Annotated in this window: 24 protein-coding genes and 1 riboswitch; of the genes, 12 read left to right on the top strand and 12 right to left on the bottom strand. The window is 45.2% G+C overall.

The window, feature by feature from the left end:
- Positions 1 to 56: 56 nt before the first annotated feature.
- From QUA27_RS09470 to QUA27_RS09455, 4 genes are all read right to left on the bottom strand, one after another.
- Positions 57 to 2,642 carry a PAS domain S-box protein gene (locus QUA27_RS09470; RefSeq protein ID WP_333067616.1) on the bottom strand — a complete coding sequence of 862 codons (2,586 nt, stop codon included), beginning with the start codon at positions 2,640 to 2,642 and terminating at the stop codon, positions 57 to 59.
- Positions 2,643 to 2,773: 131 nt separating this feature from the next.
- Positions 2,774 to 3,100: a hypothetical protein gene (locus QUA27_RS09465; protein ID WP_333067614.1), complete on the bottom strand. Its 327-nt coding sequence runs from the start codon at positions 3,098 to 3,100 to the stop codon at positions 2,774 to 2,776.
- 491 nt (positions 3,101 to 3,591) lie between these two features.
- Entirely contained in the window at positions 3,592 to 5,727 is a 2,136-nt protein-coding gene (locus QUA27_RS09460; protein WP_333067613.1) for an ATP-binding protein, read from the bottom strand.
- Between the two features lie 148 nt (positions 5,728 to 5,875).
- Positions 5,876 to 6,220, bottom strand: coding sequence for a slr1659 superfamily regulator (locus tag QUA27_RS09455; RefSeq protein ID WP_333067612.1), 345 nt, complete (start codon positions 6,218 to 6,220; stop codon positions 5,876 to 5,878).
- A gap of 447 nt (positions 6,221 to 6,667) precedes the next feature.
- On the opposite strand from QUA27_RS09455, the gene cynS reads away from it, so the two are divergent.
- The 3 genes from cynS to QUA27_RS09440 all read left to right on the top strand — a co-directional run bounded on the left by cynS (position 6,668) and on the right by QUA27_RS09440 (position 9,361).
- A complete protein-coding gene (gene cynS / locus QUA27_RS09450; RefSeq protein WP_333067610.1) occupies positions 6,668 to 7,111 on the top strand; it encodes a cyanase in 444 nt (147 codons plus the stop codon).
- Between the two features lie 227 nt (positions 7,112 to 7,338).
- Positions 7,339 to 8,721 carry an ATP-dependent protease ATP-binding subunit ClpX gene (gene clpX / locus QUA27_RS09445; protein ID WP_333067609.1) on the top strand — a complete coding sequence of 461 codons (1,383 nt, stop codon included), beginning with the start codon at positions 7,339 to 7,341 and terminating at the stop codon, positions 8,719 to 8,721.
- A 55-nt stretch (positions 8,722 to 8,776) separates the two neighbouring features.
- Positions 8,777 to 9,361: a type IV pilin-like G/H family protein gene (locus QUA27_RS09440; RefSeq protein WP_333067608.1), complete on the top strand. Its 585-nt coding sequence runs from the start codon at positions 8,777 to 8,779 to the stop codon at positions 9,359 to 9,361.
- Here QUA27_RS09440 and QUA27_RS09435 read toward each other — a convergent pair.
- A complete protein-coding gene (locus QUA27_RS09435) occupies positions 9,353 to 10,627 on the bottom strand; it encodes a serine/threonine protein kinase (RefSeq protein WP_333067607.1) in 1,275 nt (424 codons plus the stop codon). The two genes, QUA27_RS09440 and QUA27_RS09435, sit on opposite strands and share 9 nt — an antisense overlap.
- Before the next feature lie 157 nt (positions 10,628 to 10,784).
- A complete protein-coding gene (locus QUA27_RS09430; protein WP_333067606.1) occupies positions 10,785 to 12,764 on the bottom strand; it encodes a serine/threonine protein kinase in 1,980 nt (659 codons plus the stop codon).
- Between the two features lie 134 nt (positions 12,765 to 12,898).
- Positions 12,899 to 13,045, top strand: a riboswitch (cobalamin riboswitch).
- A 22-nt stretch (positions 13,046 to 13,067) separates the two neighbouring features.
- Here QUA27_RS09430 and QUA27_RS09425 point away from each other — a divergent pair.
- The 4 genes from QUA27_RS09425 to QUA27_RS09410 all read left to right on the top strand — a co-directional run bounded on the left by QUA27_RS09425 (position 13,068) and on the right by QUA27_RS09410 (position 17,071).
- Positions 13,068 to 13,478 carry a DUF1636 family protein gene (locus tag QUA27_RS09425; RefSeq protein ID WP_333067605.1) on the top strand — a complete coding sequence of 137 codons (411 nt, stop codon included), beginning with the start codon at positions 13,068 to 13,070 and terminating at the stop codon, positions 13,476 to 13,478.
- A gap of 367 nt (positions 13,479 to 13,845) precedes the next feature.
- A complete protein-coding gene (gene cobW, locus QUA27_RS09420) occupies positions 13,846 to 14,880 on the top strand; it encodes a cobalamin biosynthesis protein CobW (protein ID WP_333067604.1) in 1,035 nt (344 codons plus the stop codon).
- A 182-nt stretch (positions 14,881 to 15,062) separates the two neighbouring features.
- Entirely contained in the window at positions 15,063 to 16,034 is a 972-nt protein-coding gene (locus QUA27_RS09415; RefSeq protein WP_333067602.1) for a CobW family GTP-binding protein, read from the top strand.
- Positions 16,022 to 17,071, top strand: a complete 1,050-nt coding sequence (locus QUA27_RS09410; protein WP_333067601.1) for a WD40 repeat domain-containing protein — start codon at positions 16,022 to 16,024, stop codon at positions 17,069 to 17,071. The genes QUA27_RS09415 and QUA27_RS09410 overlap by 13 nt, the downstream gene beginning before the upstream one ends.
- Positions 17,072 to 17,190: 119 nt before the next feature.
- Here QUA27_RS09410 and QUA27_RS09405 read toward each other — a convergent pair whose 3' ends face one another.
- Together QUA27_RS09405 and QUA27_RS09400 are read right to left on the bottom strand one after the other, a co-directional pair.
- Positions 17,191 to 18,027 carry a metal ABC transporter permease gene (locus tag QUA27_RS09405; protein ID WP_333067599.1) on the bottom strand — a complete coding sequence of 279 codons (837 nt, stop codon included), beginning with the start codon at positions 18,025 to 18,027 and terminating at the stop codon, positions 17,191 to 17,193.
- A 123-nt stretch (positions 18,028 to 18,150) separates the two neighbouring features.
- The gene (locus QUA27_RS09400) at positions 18,151 to 18,870 is read right to left on the bottom strand and encodes a metal ABC transporter ATP-binding protein (protein ID WP_333067598.1); all 720 of its coding nucleotides are present in this window, start codon (positions 18,868 to 18,870) and stop codon (positions 18,151 to 18,153) included.
- 90 nt (positions 18,871 to 18,960) lie between these two features.
- Between QUA27_RS09400 and QUA27_RS09395 the strand changes: the two genes are divergently transcribed.
- Positions 18,961 to 20,010: a metal ABC transporter solute-binding protein, Zn/Mn family gene (locus QUA27_RS09395; protein WP_333067597.1), complete on the top strand. Its 1,050-nt coding sequence runs from the start codon at positions 18,961 to 18,963 to the stop codon at positions 20,008 to 20,010.
- A 116-nt stretch (positions 20,011 to 20,126) separates the two neighbouring features.
- On the opposite strand, the gene QUA27_RS09390 is transcribed toward QUA27_RS09395, so the two are convergent.
- Positions 20,127 to 20,387: a DUF7219 family protein gene (locus tag QUA27_RS09390; RefSeq protein ID WP_333067596.1), complete on the bottom strand. Its 261-nt coding sequence runs from the start codon at positions 20,385 to 20,387 to the stop codon at positions 20,127 to 20,129.
- 289 nt (positions 20,388 to 20,676) lie between these two features.
- Entirely contained in the window at positions 20,677 to 20,844 is a 168-nt protein-coding gene (locus QUA27_RS09385; protein WP_333067595.1) for a metallothionein, read from the bottom strand.
- A gap of 146 nt (positions 20,845 to 20,990) precedes the next feature.
- On the opposite strand from QUA27_RS09385, the gene QUA27_RS09380 reads away from it, so the two are divergent.
- The gene (locus tag QUA27_RS09380; RefSeq protein ID WP_333067594.1) at positions 20,991 to 21,398 is read left to right on the top strand and encodes an ArsR/SmtB family transcription factor; all 408 of its coding nucleotides are present in this window, start codon (positions 20,991 to 20,993) and stop codon (positions 21,396 to 21,398) included.
- Between the two features lie 2 nt (positions 21,399 to 21,400).
- On the opposite strand, the gene QUA27_RS09375 is transcribed toward QUA27_RS09380, so the two are convergent.
- On the bottom strand, positions 21,401 to 21,601 hold the full coding sequence (locus QUA27_RS09375; protein ID WP_333067593.1) for a heavy-metal-associated domain-containing protein: 201 nt from the start codon (positions 21,599 to 21,601) through the stop codon (positions 21,401 to 21,403).
- Positions 21,602 to 21,741: 140 nt separating this feature from the next.
- Complete coding sequence (gene aroF, locus QUA27_RS09370) at positions 21,742 to 22,632, bottom strand: 3-deoxy-7-phosphoheptulonate synthase (RefSeq protein ID WP_333067592.1); 891 nt, start codon at positions 22,630 to 22,632, stop codon at positions 21,742 to 21,744.
- A 546-nt stretch (positions 22,633 to 23,178) separates the two neighbouring features.
- On the opposite strand from aroF, the gene QUA27_RS09365 reads away from it, so the two are divergent.
- The 3 genes from QUA27_RS09365 to QUA27_RS09355 are packed head-to-tail and all read left to right on the top strand — an operon-like array spanning position 23,179 to position 24,062.
- Positions 23,179 to 23,394 (top strand): plasmid partition protein ParG, encoded by a 216-nt coding sequence (locus QUA27_RS09365; protein ID WP_015177672.1) that lies wholly within the window; start codon positions 23,179 to 23,181, stop codon positions 23,392 to 23,394.
- Between the two features lie 55 nt (positions 23,395 to 23,449).
- Complete coding sequence (locus QUA27_RS09360) at positions 23,450 to 23,665, top strand: hypothetical protein (RefSeq protein WP_333067591.1); 216 nt, start codon at positions 23,450 to 23,452, stop codon at positions 23,663 to 23,665.
- Positions 23,655 to 24,062 carry a hypothetical protein gene (locus QUA27_RS09355; RefSeq protein ID WP_333067590.1) on the top strand — a complete coding sequence of 136 codons (408 nt, stop codon included), beginning with the start codon at positions 23,655 to 23,657 and terminating at the stop codon, positions 24,060 to 24,062. Before QUA27_RS09360 ends, QUA27_RS09355 begins: the two co-directional genes overlap by 11 nt.
- The last annotated feature ends 50 nt before the right edge of the window (positions 24,063 to 24,112 follow it).

Genomic DNA, 24,112 nt, shown 5'->3' with positions numbered 1-24,112 from the left:
GTTCTCGGTAGTCCGGGTGCACCCTAAATTTACTCTTTGGCTCGCCGTGAGTAGTTTTATTTTCCGTCTTGGCTAATAGGTTGCTTTGGCCAAGTAAACCGAAAAGTTGCTCCCTCACCTTCAGCAGATTCGAGGGAAATACTGCCCCCTTGACCTTCGACAATTTTTTTCACCAGCGACAAACCAATCCCAGTATTTTCTACTTTATCGCGAGCTTCCAAGGTCTGAAAAATCACAAAAACTTTATCGTGATATTGAGGATCAATCCCCGGCCCGTCATCCTCTACAGAAAACTCGTAAAAATCATCTAACTCTTTAACCGATATTTTTACATGACCCGATTCAGCTCGGTTGTGCTTAATTGCGTTGCTAATTAAATTAGAAAAAACCTGCTGTAGCGGCAATTTTTCGGTCACAAAAGTTGGCATTCCCGGTTCAACTTTCACCTCAAATTCAGACGGCGGCGCCAACGAATCAATAATTTCTGCTAATAAATTCTCAACTTTTACCATTTCTGAAGGCACTTGAATCCGTCCGACGCGGGAATATTGCAGTAATCCCTCAATCAAACCTTCCATCCTGTGAACTCTGCCGCGCAGCAGGTTCATTTGGTGCAGAGTATCCTCTGTCATCGACTCGCTGAGGTCTTCTTCTATCCAACTGCTGAGATTTGCGATCGCCCTGAGCGGCGCTTTCAAATCGTGAGAAACTACATAAGCAAACTGGTCTAATTCTTGATTCCGCTTTCTTAAAACATTCGTCGTTTTAGCCAGATTTTGGGCTGTCAACCTCAATTCTTGAGCACGTAACCGCAGCGATTCCTCCGCTTGTTTCCGATCCCTAATATCTTCAACCACACTCATCAGAAATTGACTGTCATCTTGTTCTCGCAGCAGCGAAACCGTTAAGTTTGCCCACACCAACTCGCCGTCTTTGCGGATGTAGCGCTTTTCCAGAGAGAAATTTTCAATTTCTCCTGCTAACAATTGGCGCAAAAGTTCCAGTTCGCTTGCCAAATCTCCCGGCCAAGTAATATCCTGAAATCTTTTCTCCACCAATTCTTGACGGCTGTAGCCCAAAATTTCGCATAGTTTTTGATTGACTAACAGAAATGTGCCTTCCACACTCGCTTGAACCATGCCGACTGCAGCCTGCTCAAAAGTAGCGCGAAACCGCTGCGCGCTTTGGGCCAAAGCAACTTCTGAGCGTTTGCGATCGCTAATATCGTTGCTGATTTCCAAAATAGCAACCGGTTGCTCTCGATCGTCGTACTGCAAAGTCCAGCGGCTTGCCACCGTTATTTTTGTCCCGTCTTTCTTAGTTCGCACCAGTTCTCCTTGCCAAGAACCCTTCTCGAAAAATACTTTTTGAATTACCTCAAAAGGTTGGGACCATTCTGTTTGTAAAAGCTGGTGAATATTTTTTCCTATTGCTTGCGACTTCCGCCACCCGTAAAGCCACTTCGCCCCCAAATTCCAATAAGAAATTGCCCCATTCAAGTCGAGGACCGCGATCGTATCGTTTGCCAAATCCAGCATTTGGGCTTGCTTTCGCAGAGTTTCCTCGGCTTGTTTCCGTCCTCTGGCATCGCGGCAAATCGCAATAAACAAGTGTTGATTTGCCAGATGCATTTCGCTGACAGCTAACTCCATCGGAAACTTCGTTCCGTCGTGTCGAATTCCAACCGTTTCTTGCTGGTAAGTCTTCAGCGTAGTATCTGGATGTAACACAAAATATTCGACCGAATAATCCCCCACGCTGCTGTGCGGCAGCGGTTGAGCGATCAGCCCCCGCAAGTTAGAGCCAATTATTCGATCGGCTTTCTCACCAAAAATCTTTTCTGCTGCCCTATTAAAAGACTCAATATTCCCCTGTGCGTCCAAAGTAATAATACCGTCCGCCGCATTGTCTACCACAGCTTGAATGCGACTTTTACTCTCTTCCAAGCCTGCTTCCCGCTTCCTCAATTCCTTCTCTAAACTATCAAATAAATACCAGGAAGCCACTGCACCCAAACAGCCGGAAAGTAAACCCGCAACTTGCACAAAATTAATGAAATCTACCAACTCCCCTAATTGCCGATCTAGACTTTTCTGGTAGGCTTCGCCGGCATTAGCAAACACATTAATTTTTGCGCGCAGGTTCTCCCTCCTCAATTTGCCTTGAGTGAACACCTCAATTATTTCCGGCGACTGCATCCTTATTGCCGAACTGTCCAGCTTATTCAAAGTGTTTTGCAAGAAATTTATATGCTGTTCGGTACTTTTTTTAATTTCTTCAAATCGCTGAGCTTGCAGTTTGTTTTCTTGAACCAAAACGTTGAGTTTAGCCAGCAGCGGAGGCAAACTCTTCTTTGCTTCTAAGTAGGGTGATAGAAATTCGCGGCGCTTTGTCAACCCATAACCCCTAACGCTCGTTTCCGCATCCACCACCAGGGTTATCATGCGGTTAGTTTCCTGAAGTATTTCCCTATTAGTATCTGCTCGCTTTCTTATCTGTAGGGCACTATCCCGGAGACCGGCAATTGCTAGCAGCGAAGCAAACAGAAAAATCATGGGAATAGCAATGATGACTGTTCCCCGCTGGCGAATTGGTCGGTCTGTCCATACAAAGTGGAGGCAGCGATCGAGCAAATACTTCACGGATATTGAAGGAGAAAGTTTGCTGCCAGTATATCGCTTTTTGACAGTTTAAGCTATGGATAAGTTTGTTTTGTTTGGTTTGACGAGCGCCGGGGACTAACCGTGGAAACTAGATTAGACCCCTGCAATAGCTACCTGCTGACACTAACAGCAGATTTTTTGGCACGTTGTTTAAACTGAGGCACAGAAAAAGAAAGGACTTTTTTCGAGACCGAGACAGCAGGCGAAGTAGAAAGGATAGTTTCTGCTTTACCTTCGTTTTCGCCTTCGGCTTCTGCTTTTAAACTAGAGTCTGTTTCACAAGTGTTTGGAACACTTGTAACTACAGTAGTCCACCTGCCTGTAGCCGGATCGCGATAACAAGTAAAAGGATTTATTTTTAGCGGTTGACTGCAAGGTTTAATCATGTAGATGCACTCCTTTGATTCTGAGAAATTGTGCATTGCTTTCAGCAGCATTGCTATCTCGCCAGTAGAAGCAGTATGAAGGCAAAAAGCAGAATTGTGTTTCTGCGTCCAGAGACTTTTGAAACTTCCTGATTTCCTGTTAACTTTTGCCTTCTACCGCTTCGCGACCATAGCATTACTTTTACCAAATTGCCTGTATGGAAGCAACCCCCCACCCCCTTAATTAGGTTGAGGTGGGACTTGTGAATGCAGCGAGGCGCTCGATCGTGCCTGCAGGACAATCTTGGAATAATATAGGTATTCTAGGCTGAAAAAAAATGCTACTGTGTGATCGACAACAGAGGTCGATCGCGATCGGTGTCACAATTAAAAAGGGAATGGGTAATTGGTAATGGCTAATTTGTAACGTGGGAATTGGTAATTGGGTAATTCTTCCCTCTTTTGCCATCCGTTAAATCCGTTAAATCCGGTACAAAGTTCCTGGCATAACCCACTCTTTAAATCCCTTAAATCTCCTACATTTCTAGTTGCCAAACTTGCTTCTAACTAATATCAACTTCTGCCTTTAAGTGAACAGTAAAAGTAGAGCCAAGATCCAACTGACTCTCAACAGTGATATCGCCGCCCATCATCTGGCAAAACAAGCGGCTAATAGCCAATCCTAAACCGGTGCCGCCGTACTTGCGAGTAGTCGAAGCATCTCCTTGAATAAAAGGTTCAAACACACCCTGCTGCTGTTCTGCCGACATTCCAATCCCCGTATCAGATACCTGCAAATAAACCCAATCCCTGCCGCCTGCTGGTTCGCGAGTCGCGCTCAACAGCACCGTTCCACCTTCGGTAAACTTCAGGGCATTGGATAGCAAATTAAACAGAATTTGCCGGACTTTAGTCAAATCTGCATACATTACCCCCAAATTTTCAGAGCAAGAAACTTGCAATTGATTGTGATTTTTTTCGACCAAAGGGTGCAAAGTGGCAACGACTTCTTCTATTAAATTAGTGAGGTCAAATTTTTCTAAATAAAGCTCCATCCGACCGGCTTCTATCTTAGAAAGGTCTAGAATATCGTTAATTAAAGTGAGCAAATGTTTGCCGGCGTTATAAATTTTTTGGGTATCGGGAATGATGTCTTCGAGTCCCGTTTCCCGTGCTTCTTCTTGTAGCATTTCGCTGTAACCGATAATCGCGTTTAGCGGTGTCCGCAGCTCGTGGCTCATATTGGCTAAAAAAGTGCTTTTAGCTCTAGAAGCTGCTTCAGCTTTGTGTAAGGCTTCTTGCAAGGCTATTTCCGCTCTTTTGCGCTCGGCAATTTCGATCCGGAGCAGTTTATTGGCGGCGGTGAGTTGAGCGGTGCGCTGATCGACGGTCATTTCTAGCTGCGCTTTAGCTTTGGAGAGGGCTTCCTGAGCCCGCTGGCGCTCAAATCCTTCGATCGCCAGCGCTACCAAATTTGCCAAAGAATCAGCGAAGGTGCGCTCCTCCAGAGCCCACTGGCGGGGCGCGCCGATATGTTCGAGAGAGAGGATGCCCACAATCTGGCCGCCGAGCCTAATTGCTACATTTAATATGGATGAATTGGGCTTGCTGGCATTTTGCCGCACAGCGGAATTTTCGGCTAGCGAAGATGAGTGGGACAAATTTGTGTGTAGAGAGTTTTGAGTCTTTGTCGTAGGTTCTAAAGCATTCTCCGATCGCAAATTTTCGCCCGGTGCGTCGCCTTCCACATCTAAAAGAGATAAATTTAAATCGCTTGCCGATATGGACTCCCGGCTCAAGTGATTCTCTTGGGTGCGATCGTACAAGTCGAGACAAACTAATTTGGGGTTGGGGATTTTAAACTTAGAATGATTAACCCCCTCGTGTTGCTCTGGGGCAGCGGCCTCTGTACCAAGTGGCTCTGTTTGGTTCTGGGCGAGAACTCTCTCGGTAAAATTTAGCTGATCGCTGGGGTAGCGAGTTCCAAATCTTCCATGGTTGTAAAGCCAGACGCTGACTTTTTCCACATCCAAAGTCCGGGCTGCAGCTTCGGTAATTTCGCGAATTCCCACATTCAGCGCACCGCTGTTGAGAGTTCTCTGCCTACCTAGCTGCAACAAAGCCAAACTCTGGCGGCGGAGACGCTTTTCGCTTTCTTGGAGGGTTTGTTCTGCTTCCTTGCGCTGGGTGAGGTCGTACAAGGCGCACAATGCCGTCTGCTGGCCGTTAAACATCAGCGACTGAACCGAGATCATCGCCCAGAAAGCGGTGCCGTCTGATTTTTTGCAGTGGAGTTCGTAGTTTTGCAGGTATCCCTCTTTAGCAAGTGCCTCAAGTACCTTTGGGCGATCGGCGGGGTTTAAGTAAAAGTCTGGAGTGGTGCAGCCGATCAATTTTTCTAGGGGTATGTTCAGGAGAGAAGCCAATTGAGCGTTCGCATACATAATTAAGCCGTCACAGAGGCGAGAAACTAATACCGGCACGGGAGTTGCCGAGGCGATCGCCCGAAACTGCTCTTCGCTTGAACGCAGCGCCAACTGAGCTTTGCTCAGCAAGTGAGCTTCCATCGTATCTGAATGTTCGGTGGTAGTCTCCAGCAAAAGTTCTAGGTCAACCTTTTCGCGCTTCAAGTTTTCAAGTTCCGCACTCAGCCGCTGAACGTCGAAAAGTAGCTGTTCTGTCGAGGGTTCTTCCTGCATAGCAATTGAAAATTGGTAATTTTTAGTCGGTTCTGAAGTTTTTTAGGGTTTTGTGCTAGTTTAACTATGACTTATTCCGATTAACTTCAGCCACCCTCATCCTGGTTCCCCGACTTAGCCGACGATTCATCTTTACCTTTTATCGTTGCTATTCGAATTCTAAGTGCAAGGAAGGCATCAGCCGCTGCAAGTTCTTCAGGGATTTGATCTGCCAGGGGATCTGTTTAGAACCTTTGATGGCGATTTGAATATTTTTTTGCTGGCGCACTTTGATCACAAATTTTGAGACAATATTAATTCCAGAGCTATTTAAAAATTCTAGCTTTCGCAAGTCTAAAGTAACGGTGTTTGGGCAGGAGTCAGCCACTTCGTTGAGCAGATCGACGATCGGTGCGTATTCTTCCACCTGGCTGAGTCGGAACGAGCCGCTACAGGTGACTGTTTGCGTAGCGCGATCGTACTGGATCGTGTAATCTTTGGTCTGAATCTCCATACTTTTGTCAGTTGCCGGTTTTGAGTGGTAAAGGGGCTTTGGCTGCGTGAGCGAGGATTGAGCTTCAGGCTAGCACGATCGAGATTCAGCCGTTTGCCGAATGCCGAAGGCCTTTGCGGGTGTAACTTTTATTACATATACTGCCAAATGTACCATTGTCGCAGGGCAGTTATGAGTTATTTTAGGATTTACCAGTTGTGATACCAGTTGGAAAAAAGAATGCAACTGTTGACTAGCTCTCAACCCTGGTAGTCATCAGTCATTGCCAATTTACCATCTCAAATCTCAAATCTCAAATTGTATGAGTTGTGGGGGTTAACGAGACCAACTTTTGCTGCTGTTCCGAGCTATCAATTCGATTTTTTTTCTCAACTTAAGTATTGACAAAATTACCAAAATGTGAGAGATATTTCACATCTGACACCGAAGTGAAGGGGAGAATATTTAATGGCAATTTCAGGAATTACAGAAAAGCTTTTGGCTGCTAAAAAAGCTAAGGGAATTAGTTTTGCAGATTTGGAAAAAGTTTTAGGGCGCGACGAAGTTTGGATTGCCGCGCTTATTTACCGTCAAGCTACCGCATCACAAGATGAAGCCGAGAAAATTGTCTCGGCTTTAGGACTAGATAGCGAGACGGCTGCGGTTCTCTGTGAACCTCTGTTAAAAGGTTCTTTGGAACCCTCGGTTCCGGTTGACCCCCTGATTTATCGTTTCTATGAAATTTTGCAAGTTTACGGGATGCCACTCAAAGCAGTGATTCACGAAAAATTTGGTGACGGGATTATGAGCGCGATCGACTTTACTTTGGATGTCGAGAAAGAAGCAGACCCAAAAGGCGATCGAGTGAAAATAATTATGTCAGGAAAATTTTTGGAATACAAAAAATGGTAAGCCAGTGCCACTTTATTTTCAAGTGAAAATGAAAAATTCAAATTGGCTCGAATGACTCATGACTAAGGACTAAAGCCTCAAAAGTGTTAACTTAGAAATAGAGATCGCGAAGCTTGACTGGCTTGGGTGTCCGATCGGGAAACCCTTCTAGGGCAAAGCTAAGGTCGCTCCCGCGGCAACTTCCCCAGTCGAAACAAGCAACCGCAACCGTAAATTAAGAGGCAAATATGTCAAAATATGACTCCCATCTCAGATGCTCCTTTTGCGGCAAGTCGCAAGAGTACGTCCGCAAGTTAATAGCTGGGCCCGGCGTCTACATTTGCGATGAATGCGTGGAACTGTGCAATGAAATTTTAGAGGAGGAGTTCTTTGACTCCAGTAAAACAATTGGTCAACAGATTCCCCAATCAGAGGTGCGAGAGTCTCAGGGACAAGGAACGCGGCGCCCGGGTCGATCGAATAAATCGAAAATCGTTTTAGCTCAAATTCCGAAACCAACAGAGATTAAGCAGCATTTAGACAACCACGTCATCGGCCAACATTCAGCAAAAAAAGTCCTTTCTGTAGCAGTTTACAACCACTACAAGCGCTTGAGCGTTGACCAAGCTAAAGATAGCGACAAGTCTTCCCCTGACAGCGATGTAGAATTGCAAAAATCCAACATCCTCCTAGTCGGGCCCACAGGTTGTGGCAAAACTTTGTTAGCGCAAAGTTTGGCGCAAATGCTCGAAGTGCCCTTTGCGGTAGCGGATGCGACGACACTGACAGAAGCTGGATATGTCGGCGACGATGTAGAAAATATCTTGCTGCGGCTGTTGCAAATGTCAGATTTTGATGTTGAAGCGGCGCAGCGTGGCATTATTTATATTGATGAAATTGACAAGATTGCTCGCAAAAGCGAAAATACTTCGATTACCAGGGATGTATCGGGAGAAGGAGTGCAGCAAGCGCTGCTAAAAATGTTGGAAGGAACAGTGGTTAACGTGCCCCCGCAAGGAGGCCGCAAACATCCTTACCAAGATTTTATTCAAGTTGACACTAGCAAAATTCTATTTATTTGCGGCGGTGCTTTTGTCGGTTTGGAAAAAATAGTTGAACAGCGTTTGGGTAAAAAATCCTTGGGCTTTATTCAGCCAACGGAAAGCGACAGCAACTCGACTTTGCCGGCGAAAGACAAGCGGGCGGCTGATATTTTGCAGCAGGTACAGCCGGACGATTTAGTCAAGTTTGGTTTGATTCCGGAGTTTGTCGGGCGGATTCCGGTCGTGACGGTGATTTCGCCGCTGGATGAAGCAGCTTTGATGCAGATATTGACTGAGCCCCGGAATGCGCTGGTGAAGCAGTATCAAAAGCTGTTGAAGATGGACAGCGTGGAGTTGGAATTCCAGCCGGAAGCGCTGCGGGCGATCGCCCAGGAGGCCTATCGTCGCAAAACTGGCGCCAGAGCTCTCCGCAGCATTTTAGAGGAGTTAATGCTCGATGTCATGTACGAGTTGCCTTCTCGCAAGGATGTGGCTAACTGTACGATTACTTCTGAAATGGTGGAGAAGCGATCGACTGCCGAATTGCTGTGGCATCCCGCATGGCGCAAACAGCACGAAACTGCATAATTTATAGTTTGTAGGGTGTGTGCAGCGCACCCTACAAGCTTGGCAAATTTACTTTATGACAGTGAAAAAAATGTCAGTCAATGTAGCTAAAGCCAGTAAAAAATCGAGGTTGCCAGTATCCAGTTTGCTGCCGAGGATTGCAATTTACAGCGCGGTTGTGGCTGGCATCATGGCGTCATTTTACGATTTTCAATTCAACAAACTTTCCCTCTCTAGCGCTCCGAAATCCTCAGAAGCTAAACAATATATTAATAGCATTAATAAAATGCAGCAAGCTTACTATGCAGAGTACGGTAAATTTAGCGATAATATTACTCAACTGGCTCTAGGACTTAAAGAACAAACCGATGACTATAATTATACGATCGTATCATCAATGGGTCCGGTGCAAACCTCGTACAATCAACGCCAATCGGCACAATTTGAAAGCGCGATCGCGATTGCTAAACCTAATGATATGAGTACCGGGAAATCCTACACTGGCGCAGTGTTTGCTTTTAAAGAAATGGGTGGCATAACAACTATTTCTGCAATTTGCGAGAGCGATCGAATTAATGCAAGTTATGCAGAAACTTGGAATCCGCCAACTTTTGACGGCAAAGAAATTCACTGCCAGCCCGGAACAACTATCTTAAGGTAAGACCTTGAAACTATTTTGCGTCACTCTTTCACCGTCTAAGTAAAATTCAAACTTCCAATTTCCCGGCTTGTCATCCTTTTGAAAATTGTACCAGCACCAAGTATTTAATCGATCGCCCGTCGTTTTTAAATAAGATTGACTTTGGGCGGCGAATATTCCTTGAGGGTTGACAACCTTACAATAACTTCTATATTCTCCTTCTGGCAAGTTAGCAGCACTTACAGCAAAATAGACTTTTTTGTTTTGCTTCAAAGACCAAACATCCCTAAGTTTCGTTGATTCTAATTCGTCAGTTAACATTACTTGAGTCTTAGGGTTCAAATTTGCTGAGTTGATTACTGGTTTGATATCTACTGCTGTTTGAGGTTCGGGAGATTTCCAAAAAAGCGGAATAAAAATAGCAGAAATTGCTGTTAATACTCCGACTGATATCAATACCGGTTTTAAGTTGTTACGCTGCTGAACTACTTCGAGGGGAATCAAAGCATTGAGGGCAGCATCTGCGGAAGGATAGCGGTGTTTGAAATTGGGTTCCACCATTTTTTGCAGCCACTCAAGAAATTCTGGAGTTAGCTGCGGCAAGCGATTTTTAAAATTAATCCGCCCCGTATCATCCATCAAACTGCCAATTTCGGTAGAAGTGATGCCGATTAGCAAGCAAATTAGCGTCGCGCCGAGACTGTATAAATCCGATGCAACAGTTAGCTGCCGATTGAACATTTGTTCTGGCGGCATAAAGCCCAAAGTGCCTTTAACAACGCTGCTGGCGGCCACTTCTCCCCCGCCGATTCTAGCAAATCCAAAATCGACAAGGCTGACATTCAGGCGATCGTCCACCAAGATATTTTCCGGTTTTAAATCTCTGTGAATCACTGGCGGAACGCGGTTTTGCAAGTATTTGAGAATTTCTAAAACAGAGATAGCAATTTGCTTGGTTCGCTGCGGTGTTAGCTGGCGCAAAATAGCGAGAGAATCGGCATTTTTGTATTCCTGTACCATGCAAAAACCCGATGCAGTTTGGAAGGAATCTAAATAGCGGGGAATGTTGGGATAATCCAGTTCTCGCAAAATCTGAATTTCTTGTTCGCACGCTTGATATTGAGCCCAATTAGCACCTGTTTGGGCAAATTGAAATTGTTTGACGGCGACGGAACGTTGGGTATTAATTTCGGTAGCGAGATAGGTAACTCTCCCGCCGGCGCGGTTGTGTCCGAGTTCGCGAGTTACTTGATAGCCGTAGTTGGAAAAGTCAGGAAAAGCATTCATAAATTTGTCAGGTTTGTAGTAAGGACTTCAGTCCAAAAAAAGTTTGTAGTAAGGACTTCAGTCCAAAAAAGGTTTGTAGTAAGGACTTCAGTCCAAAAAAGGTTTGTAGTAAGGACTTCAGTCTTTAAGGACTAAAGTCCCTACTACGAACAAGTTTTTACGGTTTGATTAAATGGGGTTGGGATTTTCGATAGTTGGCAATAATTTGATTTCTTTTAAAAACTATCAGATTGAGTAAGGGAATAGCAGTGAGGGCGACGGGAGCGATCGTAATTCCTCCGACAAGTAAAAGTTCCATGATTTCAACCGAATCCATATTAGTTGCCAATTTAAAAAACAGTTGCAATGCGGTTCCTAAGCTGATGCAAAATCCAGCCGTGAGAAAGGCGAGTGTCACAGCATCTTGCTTCAAACAACCTTTTTTAATGCGATCGGAAATTCCAGGTTTAGCTAAAGTATAAACTACCAACCAACAAAAGGAACTAAATAAAAGTAGAAGTATCAAGTAAATACTAATCCCTAAAGGTTGTGTCATCCCAAAATTTAATCCCAGGGCAAGCGAAGATATAAAAGTCAGTCCCGAAGCTGCAAATGCCCAGAGTGTCAAAGTCCAACTACTGGCAACACTACCGGCCGCAGCACCAACTAAAGCTGATGCCACCAAGCAAACTAATAAAGGGATGATTTTACTCAGATTATCGCCCAAATTAATCTCGAAAACTGAGGCAAAAGCGCTTGTTAATATCGACATAGCTGTAATTCCAAAGCTCGCTCCGAAAACGGCTCCAAACCAATTGATTTCAGTTCCCTTTACTTCAGCATATAGCGTTATTTCCGCTGCTATAAATCCATTAACAAGCGGAGAAATTAAAAACATCGATAAAAACAGTGGATGGATTTCGCAACCCAACAGCCAACCGGCGAAAACAAACACCACCATGAAAAGCAGTCTCTTTTTAGACAAAGATAGTGTTGGTTTGGATTCGGGAAGGCGCGCAGTTTTAACTTGAATTGCAACTTGATAAGTATTTGGTTCAGAATTAGCGCGCAGTACAATCTGGCGTTGATAAGTTTGGCTGGCCAGCAATTTGCTCGTATCTACCGCAATCTGACACTCCAATTCATTGCTTTCAAATGATGGCGGTTCAAAAGAAATCCAAGAATGGTCGTAAGGCGTGTGCGGCGGATCGTTCGGATGCGGCGCGACTTCCCATCTTCCTGTTAAAATTGTATCGGGAATTGGGTTGCTAATGGCGATCGCCCGTATGATAATTTCTCCATATTCAGTAGCAGTAAATTTCAGTTGATCGCGCTCAATTCTCACTTTTGGCAAGTTGCTGACATCCAAAGATTCTAGTGCAGTTAAAGCATGAGCCGCCGACTGATATCTATCTTGAATTCTCGGCGCTACCATTCTTTCCAACCAATTCATCCAACCTTGCTGCAACGGCGGTACTAAATGCCGAAAATGAATGCTATAATTAGCATCAATTAAATTACCGACATCCGCAGATTTTGTCCCAGTTAACAAACAAATCAGCGTTATCCCCAAGCCGTAAAGATCCGAGGCTTTGCTTAATTCCCGGTTGAACATTTGCTCCGGTGGCATAAATCCCATCGTACCTTTGACAACGCTGCTGGCGGCGATATTTCCACCTCCTAACCGCGCAAAACCGAAGTCTACTAAGTAAACATTTAACTGTTCGTCGATTAACAAGTTTTCCGGTTTGATGTCGCGGTGAATTATCGGTGGTTTCTGAGCTTGCAGGTAAACTAAAATCTCTAAAGTGGCGATCGCAATTTGCTTGATATCCGGCGGCGCAAAAGTCCGGGCGACAGCAGATTCGGCATTTTTGTATTCCTGCACCATGCAGAAACCGCTGTCAGTTTGAAAAGAATCGAGATAGCGGGGAATGCCCGGAAAATCCAGATTTTGCAAAACTTTAATTTCTTGTTCGTAAGCTGCGTATTCTTCCCAGCTAGCACCTAATTGGGCAAATTGAAATTGCTTAATTACAACGGATTTTTTTGTGTTAATTTTTGTGGCGAGATAGGTAACGCGGCCGCCCAAACTGTTGTATCCGAGTTCGCGACTTATTTGATAGCCATGTTGGGAAAAGTCAGGAAAAGCGTTCATAGGTAATTACTATGGTTGGTAGTAAGGACTTTAGTGCTGAAGCCGTTATCTTATAAGGACTAAAGTCCTTACTACGAACGAAACGATCGCTCCTACAAACATAACTTTTTTGAAAAAAGGCGGCAAGTGCGGTATGATGTGATTTCGCGATCGGTTCTAGCGGGGAGCAGTCGCTAGAGGAAACGGGGAAAGTTCGGTGCAAGTCCGGCGCTGTCCCGCAACTGTAATGAAACGCTTGTTGTTTCTAAAGTCAGAATGCCCGCCGATATCTAACTCACTTTTGAACGCATCTGCGAGGTACGGATGATGGATGGAATTAATGCGACTGTACGCACAAAGCACAATTTGTTTGTTTGCACTGCTTGCGCTAGTGTTTGGAAAAACGGCAAGCGCGAAGGCAAAAGCGGCGGTCAACAATTCATGGAAAATTTGTCCGAACTCGCTAAAGATTGGGAGTTTTCCGATAAATTTGAAATTCAAGAAGTTGAGTGCATGAGTGCTTGCAGTCACTCTTGTGCGGTGTCTTTTGCTGCTGTCGGAAAGTACACTTATCTGTTTGGCGATTTACCAGCAAATGAGGCGGAAAGCATCGAGGCGGTACTCGAATGCGCGGGTCAATACTATGCTAAGCCGGACGGTTTGTTGCCTTGGTCTGAGCGTCCTCAAGCTCTGAAAAAAGGCGTTTTAGCAAAGATTCCACCGCTGGCAAATTAGAACCTTTCTCGTTACCATGCTCTGCCCATTGGTGACAACTTAACGTCAAACCGATCGTCTCTGTTGTTTTTATCTAAATCTAGATCCCCCTAACCCCCCTTAACAAGGGGGGGACAAGAAATATTCTCAAATTCCCCCTTCTTAAGGGGGATTTAGGGGGATCTAGACTTTGCCAAAAAGCGACTTTTATTGTAGGTTTCAGTCTTAAGTTGTTACCTACGATCTCGGCCTGGTAACGCATACTCAGAGGATCTGCTTCGTATTAAAAGCGCTCCTTTATTCCAGCGAGGCAGAGCCTCTAGATCGGCATTCCCCGGCAGAGCTTGGGAACGAGATATCCCACCATCAAATAAGCACAAAATTATCAATGCACAAAATTCCTGTTACTGTCATCACTGGTTTTCTTGGTAGCGGCAAAACTACTTTAATTCGCCACTTATTGCAAAATAATCAAGGTCGCCGCATTGCTGTTCTGGTTAACGAATTTGGCGAAATCGGAATTGACGGAGAATTGCTGCGCGATTGTCAAGTTTGCGACGAAGAAGAAGATGTCAACAGCAATATTGTAGAACTAACAAATGGTTGTCTTTGCTGCACTGTTCAAGAGGAATTCTTGCCGACTATGCAGGAATTGTTGAAGCGCAGAGAAAAAATTGATTGTATTGTAATAGAAACTTCTGGTCTCGCACTTCCTAAACCTTTAATTCAAGCTTTTCGCTGGCCGGAAATTCGCACGGGTGCTACTGTAGACGGTGTTGTTGCTGTTGTCGATTGCGAAGCTGTTGCTAGCGGTACTTTTGTCGGTGATATTGATGCTTTGATGGCACAGCGACAGGCTGATGATAGTTTGGATCACGAAACTCCGATCGAGGAATTGTTTGAAGACCAGTTAGCCTGTGCCGATATGGTACTTTTAACGAAAGTCGATCGCGTAGATGTGGAAACTCACACCAAAGTCCAAAGCTGGTTGCAGCAAGAGTTGCGTCCGAGTGTGAAAATTGTGCCCTGCAAAGGTGGCGAAATTAACCCTGATGTTCTCATGGGATTTAATGCGGCGGTTGAGGATGATTTGGAGTCTCGCCCGAGTCACCACGATGCTGAGGAGGAACACGAACACGATGATGATATTAACTCAACTTACTTTATTGCCGATCGCGAATTTGAACCTGAAGCATTGGTGAAAAAACTGCAATCCTTGATGCAGCAGGAAGAAATCTATCGGATTAAAGGGTTTGTGGCGGTTCCCAAGAAACCGATGAGGATGGTGTTGCAAGGTGTGGGTTCGCGGATAGAATATTTTTACGATCGCCCTTGGCAACCTTCGGAGCTGCGTCAAACCAAATTAGTCCTGATCGGTCGAGAGTTAGAGCGCGATCGAATTGCAGCTATGATTAACAATTAATTGTCATCTGAGAGGGGCGGGTCGATCGATATTTTGAATTGCAGCAAATATTATTGGTAAAACTCGCTCCTCCAAGCTCTCACCAACAATTTATTAACATTCTTTAATATTGTGGGCGTTTCCAGCAGGTCGGGTGTAAAATAGCGATAATGGTTATCATTGTAAAATAATCGAGGTCAAGTATGGTGACTGCTGGGGCGATCGAATCAGTTCCTGTTACCGTTCTCACGGGTTATCTCGGCGCAGGCAAAACTACGCTACTGAACCGCATTTTAACACAGGAACACGGCAAAAAAGTTGCAGTCATCGTCAACGAATTCGGCGAAGTAGGCATCGACAACCAACTCATAATAGATGCCGACGAAGAAATTTTCGAGATGAACAACGGCTGCATTTGCTGTACAGTCAGAGGCGATTTAATTCGGATTATCGGCAACTTGATGAAGCGGCGAGACAAATTTGACCACATAGTCATCGAAACCACAGGTTTAGCCGACCCCGCACCCGTAATTCAAACCTTTTTTGTAGACGAAGATATGCGGGAAAAATTACTGCTAGATGCAGTTGTCACCGTAGTCGATGCCAAGCACATCTGGCAGCACTGGGACGCCGACGAAGCTCAAGAACAAATTGCCTTCGCTGATGTAGTTTTGCTCAATAAAACTGATTTAGTGACTGACGAAGAATTGGCAGAATTAGAAAAGCGAATTCGCACCATGAATGCAATGACCAAAATTTACCGTACCCGCAACGCTGAATTAGCAATGGAGGCTTTGTTGGGCGTTAAAGCATTTGATTTGAACCGGGCATTAGAAATCGAACCAGACTTTTTGGGCGAACACACTCACGAACACGACGAAACAGTTACCTCCGTAGCCATAGTAGCATCCGGCGCCCTTGACCGCAACAAATTTAGCGATTGGATGGAGGAATTGTTGCGAACTCAAGGCCCGAATATCTTTCGGACAAAAGGCATTTTGAATATCGCCGGAGACAACCAGCGATTTGTTTTCCAAGGAGTACATATGGTGTTTGATGGCCGCCCGGATAGACCTTGGAAAGCTACCGAAACTCCGAAAAATGAACTCGTATTCATCGGTCGCAACTTAAACGAAAATCAATTGCGAGAGGATTTCTGTCGGTGTCTAGTTTAAAAAGTAGCGAACAAACCCTGGAATTTCACGCCGAAGCAATGCTGTCTGACTACGTAACTGCTGTTACTTGGTCGCCGGATGGCACAAGTTTAGCAGTGTGTTCCGCTGCGGGGGAAGTGATGCTGGCGGCAGTAGGGGAAGTTAATGAATTGTCCTTGCAAACACTACAAAGTGCCACGGGTAAGTCAGCCGATTGTTTGTCTTTTTCGGGCGACAGTCAATTCCTAGCTGCTGGCGGACAAGATGGAAAAGTACGAATTTGGCGGGTTAATTCTGGGGAATTAATTGCTGATTTGGATAACCACCGCGTCTGGGTTGATAAGTTAGCTTGGAGTCCCAACTGCAACCAGTTAGCTTTCAGTATGGGCCGCTACGTTCAAGTCTGGAATGTTGAGGATAATGTTGTTGAAGTAACGCTGAATTTCGAGTCATCATCTATTCTCGATTTAGCATGGCATCCGATGGTTCAATATCTGGCAGTTAGCGGCTATCAAGGCGTCAAAGTTTGGCATGGCGAAGACTGGGATGAAGACCCGGAAATTTTATCAGTACCCTCTGCAACCGGTGCAATTGCTTGGTCACCACATGGGGAATATTTAGCTTGTGGCAATATGGACAATAGTCTCATTGTTAATGAATGGGGAAATTTTGAACCGTGGGTAATGCAGGGTTTTCCGGGGAAGGTTCGGGAGTTAGCTTGGTCGGATAAAACTAATTCTTTGGGTGCACCTTTGTTAGCTGCTTCGAGCTCTCAAGGTATTTCTGTCTGGGAAAGAGACGCTGATGAAAGAGTCGGTTGGGATTCTTGGGCGTTAGAGGTGCATGAAAATGTGGTAAATGCGATCGCCTTTCAACCTAGCACATTTTTATTAGCTTCCGCCGCCGCAGATGGTCAAGTTTGTTTGTGGGGGGAAGCAGAACAATTGCTGCAAATTCTAGAAGGTGCAGAGGGCGGTTTTTCCTGTCTCGCATGGCATCCCGAAGGTCAGTTTCTCGCCGCTGGCGGATGCGGTGGCGAATTGCTGGTTTGGTCATAAATCTATGAGCTGCAAAAAGTTCGGCCTGAGCAAGCTGTTATAAGTAGGGCGTTAAATTACTTTTTGCGTAAGTAAGCGTAAAAAACGTACAACAGATAGAGCCTGTGCGTCCTGGACTGTTATCCTCTCTTTCTTGTCAAAATTCCTTGACTGGGACTGAACAATAAAGCTAGTAAAAATAACCCAAAAATAACTAATACAATTGCCGCCCCGGACGGCATATTAAAATAATAGCTGAGATACATACCAGTCACGCTAGCTATAATCCCAATAATTGCTCCTAATCCCATCATTAAATGTAGCTCTTTTACCAACAAATACGCCGTTATTCCCGGCCCGATTAACAGCGAAATTACTAACAGCGCCCCCACAGTTTGCAAACTGGCAACAATCGTCAGGGTAATCGCCGAAATCATCCCCAAATAAATCCAGTTTACAGGCAAACCGGACGCTTGCGCCCCCAACGGGTCAAAAGTATAGAATAGCAGTTCTTTGTAAAGGAGTTTAACCGCCACCAAAATTATTAAAGTTATGACAAAAGTCTGCTGCACGTCAGCAGGTGCAACTGACAAGATATTTCCGAACAAAAAACCGTCTAAGTCTAATTTGGTTGTCCGCAACAGGCTAATTAGCGTGACGCTAATTGCTAAAAATGTAGACAAGATTAATGCCATAACTGCATCAATTTTTAGGCGCGACTGCGATTGAATCCCCGCCATAATTACGGCGCTGATAATTCCCGATATAAACGCGCCGATGGAAATATTGAAACCTAAAGAAAAAGCCACTGGCAATCCTGCTAATACTGAATGGGCTATCATGTCAACCATCATTCCCATTTGCTGTACAATTAAGTAGGAACCCACAACGGCGCAGAGAATTCCTAGCAAAATGCCGACGGCGATCGCATTTCGCATGAACTCGAATTTTAGTGGCTCAATTAGTAGGTTTAACATTTAATTACTTACCTCAACAATCTTATTGTTTTAACCGCAGATACAGTCAGATAGACGCAGATATAAGATAATTATTTTGGTGCATTTTGGTTCATCTACGGTTAAATATAAATCTTGTTTTGTTTACGCTGAAACTAAACTTAAATCGTATCCATAGGCTTTTTGAATATTGGCTGCGGTGAGCACTTCTCGGCAGGAACCAGTTGCAATTAACTGCTTATTTAGCAATAATAAATTGTCGTACTGTTTTAAAGTTTCGCCTAGATCGTGGCTGATTACTAGCAATGTTTTATTTTCTGCTTTTAGTTCGGCAAAAATATCGAAAATAATTTCTTCGGTTGCTTTGTCAATCGCGTTAAAAGGTTCGTCGAAGAAGAATAAATCGGCTTGTTGGGCGATCGACCTTGCTAAGAAAATCCGCTGCTGCTGTCCGCCAGACAGTTCGCCAATTTGCCGATCGCGCAAATCCCACATTCCTACCCGCAGCAAAGCAGCTTTCACCAATTCTTGCGACTGCTTCGAGGGGCTGCGAAACCAACCAGTCTGGACAGTTCGCGCCATCATCACCGCATTCCACACCGTAATCGGATAATCCCAGTCAATTTGCGATCGCTGCGGCACATAAGCTACCCGCGACAACTGTTTTTTCAACAACTGCCCCTGATATTTCACCAAACCCCGACAGGCCGGGATCAATCCCAGCATCGCTTTCACCATCGTGCTTTTCCCCGCGCCGTTGGGGCCGAACACACCGGTTAATTGTCCCGATTCTAAATGGAAATTCACGCTGTTGAGGGCCGAAATTCCGCGATAATTGACAGCCAAGTCTTGCACTTCTAGCATAATTCGAGATTTTGAGAACGATTCTTGTTCGTAGCTACTAGAATAGGATAACTCGAAAAAGCAATAACGATTATCGTTCCAAAGGTGAAAATGTTAAAGAAGTTGGTTGGAAAAACCCGCAGATTGTGGGGGGTGGCTGTTTTGGCGATTGGCTGCGGAGTGGTTGGGTGCAGTGGAGGAGAAAACGCCAGCAATCGGGCGCCGGAGAGTCCGGCTGCCAACTTGCCCAAAGTCGTCGCCACGACTGGTGTTATCTGCGACCTAACTAAAGAAATTGCTCAAAGTTCGATCGACACCACCTGTCTAATTAAGCCGGGAGACGACCCCCACGCCTACCAAACCAAGCCGGAAGACCGCAAAGCGATTGAAACAGCAAATCTGATTTTATACGGCGGCTACAACCACGAACCCAGCATCATTAAGTTAATTGAATCTAGCAGTAATTCCGCGCCCAAAATCGCCGTACACGAACTCGCAGTTCCCAAACCGCTGATGGGCGAACACGAGCACGAACACGGTGAAGAGAAAGCGGAAAACCCATCCCACGCAGAAGGTGAAAAAGTCCCTGACCCTCACGTTTGGCATAACCCTCAAAATGGCCGGCGCATGGTAGAAATAATTCGCGATGAATTGATCAAAGTTTCCCCCAACAATGCTCAACTTTATACAAAAAATGCAGCAAGCTTAACAGATGAGTTGCAAAAAATAGATACTTGGATCAAAGCTCAAATTGCGACTATTCCAGCCCAAAAACGGAAGTTAGTAACAACTCACGATGCTCTGAGTTACTATGCCGATGCTTACGGTTTGGAGATGGCTGGAGCTTTGCAGGGTGTGACGACAGAGGAACAGCCCACCGCAGCAAGAATTGCTGAATTGTCCTCAGAAATTAAGACTGCAGGAGTGCCGACAATTTTTGCCGAAACTACAACTAATCCGAAGTTGATGGAGACTGTGGCGAGGGAGGCAAATGTCAAAATTTCGGACAAGGAACTTTACAGCGACGAGTTGGGCGGCCCCGGCACTGGTGCTGATACATATCAGGGAATGCTGAAAACTAATACTTGCGCGATTATTTCAGGCCTCGGTGGCAATTGTACTTCCTTTGCCGGAGAAACTTTACCAAATCCCAAACCATAGACTTTCTAAACTTCGTCTACTAGCAAGCACCTTACCTTTGCTGGGTACGCAGCAAAAAGCAGCGCTCACAATCGCAGGGGTTTTCGACGGTAAACGCTGCGTTTGCAGCGATGACTTTAAGGTGAATTTTGCTCCTCGGCACTGGGGGGTTTTTGGCCAATTCCCAATTGCTTCTTAGAGGATTTTAAGTCTTTCCAAAGCATCTTAATATCTTTATAAGCTTTCTCAGCGCTAATTTTCCCCCCTGTTTCCAGCGAGCAAATATAAGTTATTTTTTGAGCAAACTCCTGCAAGTTGGCATTAAACGCCAAGTTTTCTGGCGTGAAATCACCGTAGTAGCGATTGCGAGGATGTAAAAAATCTTCCCGCTCTTTCATTGCCCCCTCCTAATTAAACTTTTGGTATTCAACTTTTGGTTCGGTCTCTGCTGTTAATAGCACTATTTGTACTCAGTATCGCGGCGCTAACTTGCTTCTATTGTATTGCGTAAGTAGCAATTGTGCTTTTTCGCTCTGTATTTAGTCTATTAATGCAGTCTTAACCTTAAGTTAGCTTTATTTTAACTTTTCTTTAACCTAAAAGCACCAAAAATGGGAAATGCGCGGTTCGCATCTCCCTTGAGATATATTTAGCAGTTGGTGATTAGCCTTTTTTGAAGCCGAATATTTATTTGTGGCACTCGCAGCCGGTGTGACCGCAGCCGCTGCCGTTGGGGTGGCCCTCAGCGCAAGCATTGGAACAGTATGTTTTGCCGTCTTTTTCAATGGCTTCGCTGGGGCTGACAACGCACGAACATGAAGGACAGGCACATTTTGTTTGGGTGGCGGTAGTCATTTGAGATTTTCCTCGTGAATTTGTTTCTTCTTACTTATATCTGAACACATATTCAGATATAAGTCAAGGGAATGTAAAAGTTTTGTTACAAAAGGTTTGCCGATCGCACTAAAATGAAAATGAGAATTAAAACCAGGCGGGAAAAGATGTCACCTAAGTCTGCTGTTAATGGAGCGATAAATCAGTCTCACGAACAAAACGATACACCAACGTGCGATCCATCGCACCTAGTTGACTGTTGGCGGGCCGAGGACATCCAAACACAAGTTCTAAACACCGCAAAAGCGCAGCGGATGGCAGAGTTTTTCAGTCTTTTGGGAGATGCCAACCGCCTGCGGCTGCTGTCTGTATTGGCAAAACAAGAACTGTGCGTGTGCGACTTGGCTGCGGCGTTGAGTATGAGCGAGTCAGCGGTATCGCACCAGTTGCGGGCATTGCGGGCGATGCGGTTGGTAAGTTACCGCAAGGTTGGGAGACAAGTTTTTTATAGTTTACTCGATCGCCACGTTTTTGAACTTTACCAAGCAGTCGCCGAACACTTAGACGAAGCCTAATATTATTCTCCTTGGATGGTATGGCCTGTCACCACAACCGCCTGTTTAATTGATTCTTCAGAAGCTTGAGCCTCAACCGTAACAGTCTTAGCAGCGACATCCACATTGACAGAAGCATCGGAGTCAACTGTTTTGATGGATTTGGTAATTGTATCACCGCAGCCAGAACAGACGATCGACGGAACTTTAAGTACCAGTGCCATAATAAAACCCAAATATTGTAGATGACAGTATTGATTGTGCTTTTATTTTAATCTAATTTCGCTTTCCAAACAAAAGTGCGCCAGAATAATTTCTGACGCTACAAGAAGTAACTCTTCCGGCGCCCATTAATGACTGATGACTAATGACTGATGACTAATGACTTAGTATCTGGTATGCACCGCCCAACGGCTGCTGCTACAGGCCGCAAACTAACAACTAAATCAACCATATCTGCCAAAGAAAGAGCTTGCCGCGCGTCAGAAACCGATTTTTCGGGTTGCGGGTGACATTCAATAATTAATCCGTCTGCACCGCAAGCAACCGCTGCTTTTGCTAGCGGTGCAACTAATTCTCGCTTGCCGACGGCGTGAGAAGGGTCTACAATTACTGGCAAATGAGTTAACTGTTTCAGCGCTGCGACTGCACCCAAATCTAATACGTTTCGCGTGTAATTATCGAAGCTGCGGATGCCTCTTTCGCAGAGAACTACATGAGGATTTCCGTGACTGAGAATGTATTCGGCGGCCATTACAAATTCTTCGATTGTCGCTGACAAGCCGCGTTTTAGGAGGACTGGTTTTCCGGCTTGACCGATCGCCTTTAGTAACTCGAAGTTTTGCATATTGCGACTGCCTACTTGCAGCATATCAGCATAGGTGACAACTGGCTCGATTTGGGCGATCGACATTACCTCTGTCACCACGGGTAAACCGTAACGCCGGCTGACATCGGCTAAAATTTCGAGTCCCTCAATTCCCATGCCTTGGAAAGAATAGGGAGAAGTGCGGGGTTTGTAGACTCCGCCTCGCAAAGCTTGCACCGATGCGCCGGATAGTTGGCGGGCGACTGTTTCCATTTGTGCGGAACTTTCGACGGTACAAGGGCCGCCGATGATTAATAATTCTGTGCCGCCGACTGAGACTGTTTCTGAGAGTTTGACTATTGTTTGGTGTTCGGGATGAGATTTGGTTGCGAGTTTGGCTTCTAACATGAGGGTATTTTCCTGGAAATTTAAGTGGGTGGTTGACAACAAAAAACCCGGAACTTTTAAGGAGTTCCGGGTTGGTGCGAAAAGACAGCACGACAATTTACCCAGAACTCCTGTGGGGCCAAAAATAAAAGCCGTAATACCAGTTACTGAATAATGTCATTGCTGTTTTCGCTTGTACTCGATTGGTTGTTGGGAAAAGAAGTAAAAAAAACAAAACCGCAGGTGTTAAGCTGCGGTTCGCCCGGATGTTCACAGTGAATTGTAAATTCACTCCGGGCGAACTCTCCAGTACCAAAAATAAAAATTGCTGTTGGCTGTGAACATAGTTGAAGTGCTGCGATTTGTGGATTAAACACAATACTATTCGACAAGCTAGCACAGGGAGAGGGGGATGTCAAGTTATTTTTTGCAAAATGTAGAGAAACGGCAATGGCGTTTAACTCGGCGCGGTTGTCGTTTTTTGGCTATGTCTGTTATTATATCGATATAGTGACAAAGCGATAAGTCCTTATATAGACAAGTGACCCTATCCGAATCGCGCGCCTGTGTGTCAGGCTAGACACATAGACAAATCGATATAGCGATATGGAAACTTTGACTGCAAGTAAAACTGTGTCCGTAAAAATCTATCTACCTGAAGAGACAAGAGCCAAGTTCAAAGCATCTTGCGCCATGCGTAGCCTCAGCATGAATGAGGTTCTGTTGGAGTACATCGAAACTTGGTTACAGGAAAACGAACCCGTTTTAGAGCCAAAGCCGCAGCGCGTCAAGACGATCGCCAAAACTGAGGAAACAGACTGATGACCGATAGACTATATCGAATAAACGGCATCCTCGAACAAACCGCGAGGGACAAATGCTGAGAGATTCAGATAACCCAGAAAAATCTTGGGAGGATTTAGAAGCCGAACTGCTTCCTCACCGTCCTTTTTATGCCCCCGGCGAGACTGAAATGGAAAAAGACCTTTATGCTAAGCGACGATGTGCTCAGCAAAAAATGAAGGCTGAAAAACGCCCCGATGTTGCAGGCCGCTCTTATTACTACTGCACGGAGACAAATAATGATGACTAACTCGAATTACCGACTGCTACCTGCCAGAGATGAGTATGTCCAAGTGTCTATCTATCTCAATCGGGTGCATTTGGACGGATATACGCCCGATCGCGCGATCGCACAATTGATCGAAATGGGTTATGCTCCTATTTTGCAATATCAGTGGAATCCAAAACGAAATGAGTTTGATTTATTTGCTCTGATTCACGATCGCCCGATCGCAGATTCACTGATGGATAAACAGGCTTGTGATGCTCTCTGGGCTGCTTTTAACCAATCTTCGCTGTACGTGATTGGTTGCGAGGCGGCGCAAAATCCTAACTGGCTAGCGGCACGAAGCTTTAACGATCCGCGCCGTCACGCTACGCCGGAGGAAATCGAGCCTTTGGAAGCAAATGCTACGGCCGCTGCTTAATATTTTAGTCCTGAGCACAACTGGCACAAAAAAGGTACGTAGTTGCGCTT

Origin of the sequence: Microcoleus harperi Pol14_C6 (assembly GCF_036701295.1) — a bacterium.
GTDB lineage: Bacteria > Cyanobacteriota > Cyanobacteriia > Cyanobacteriales > Microcoleaceae > Microcoleus.
This window is presented reverse-complemented; position numbering and strand designations above follow the sequence as displayed.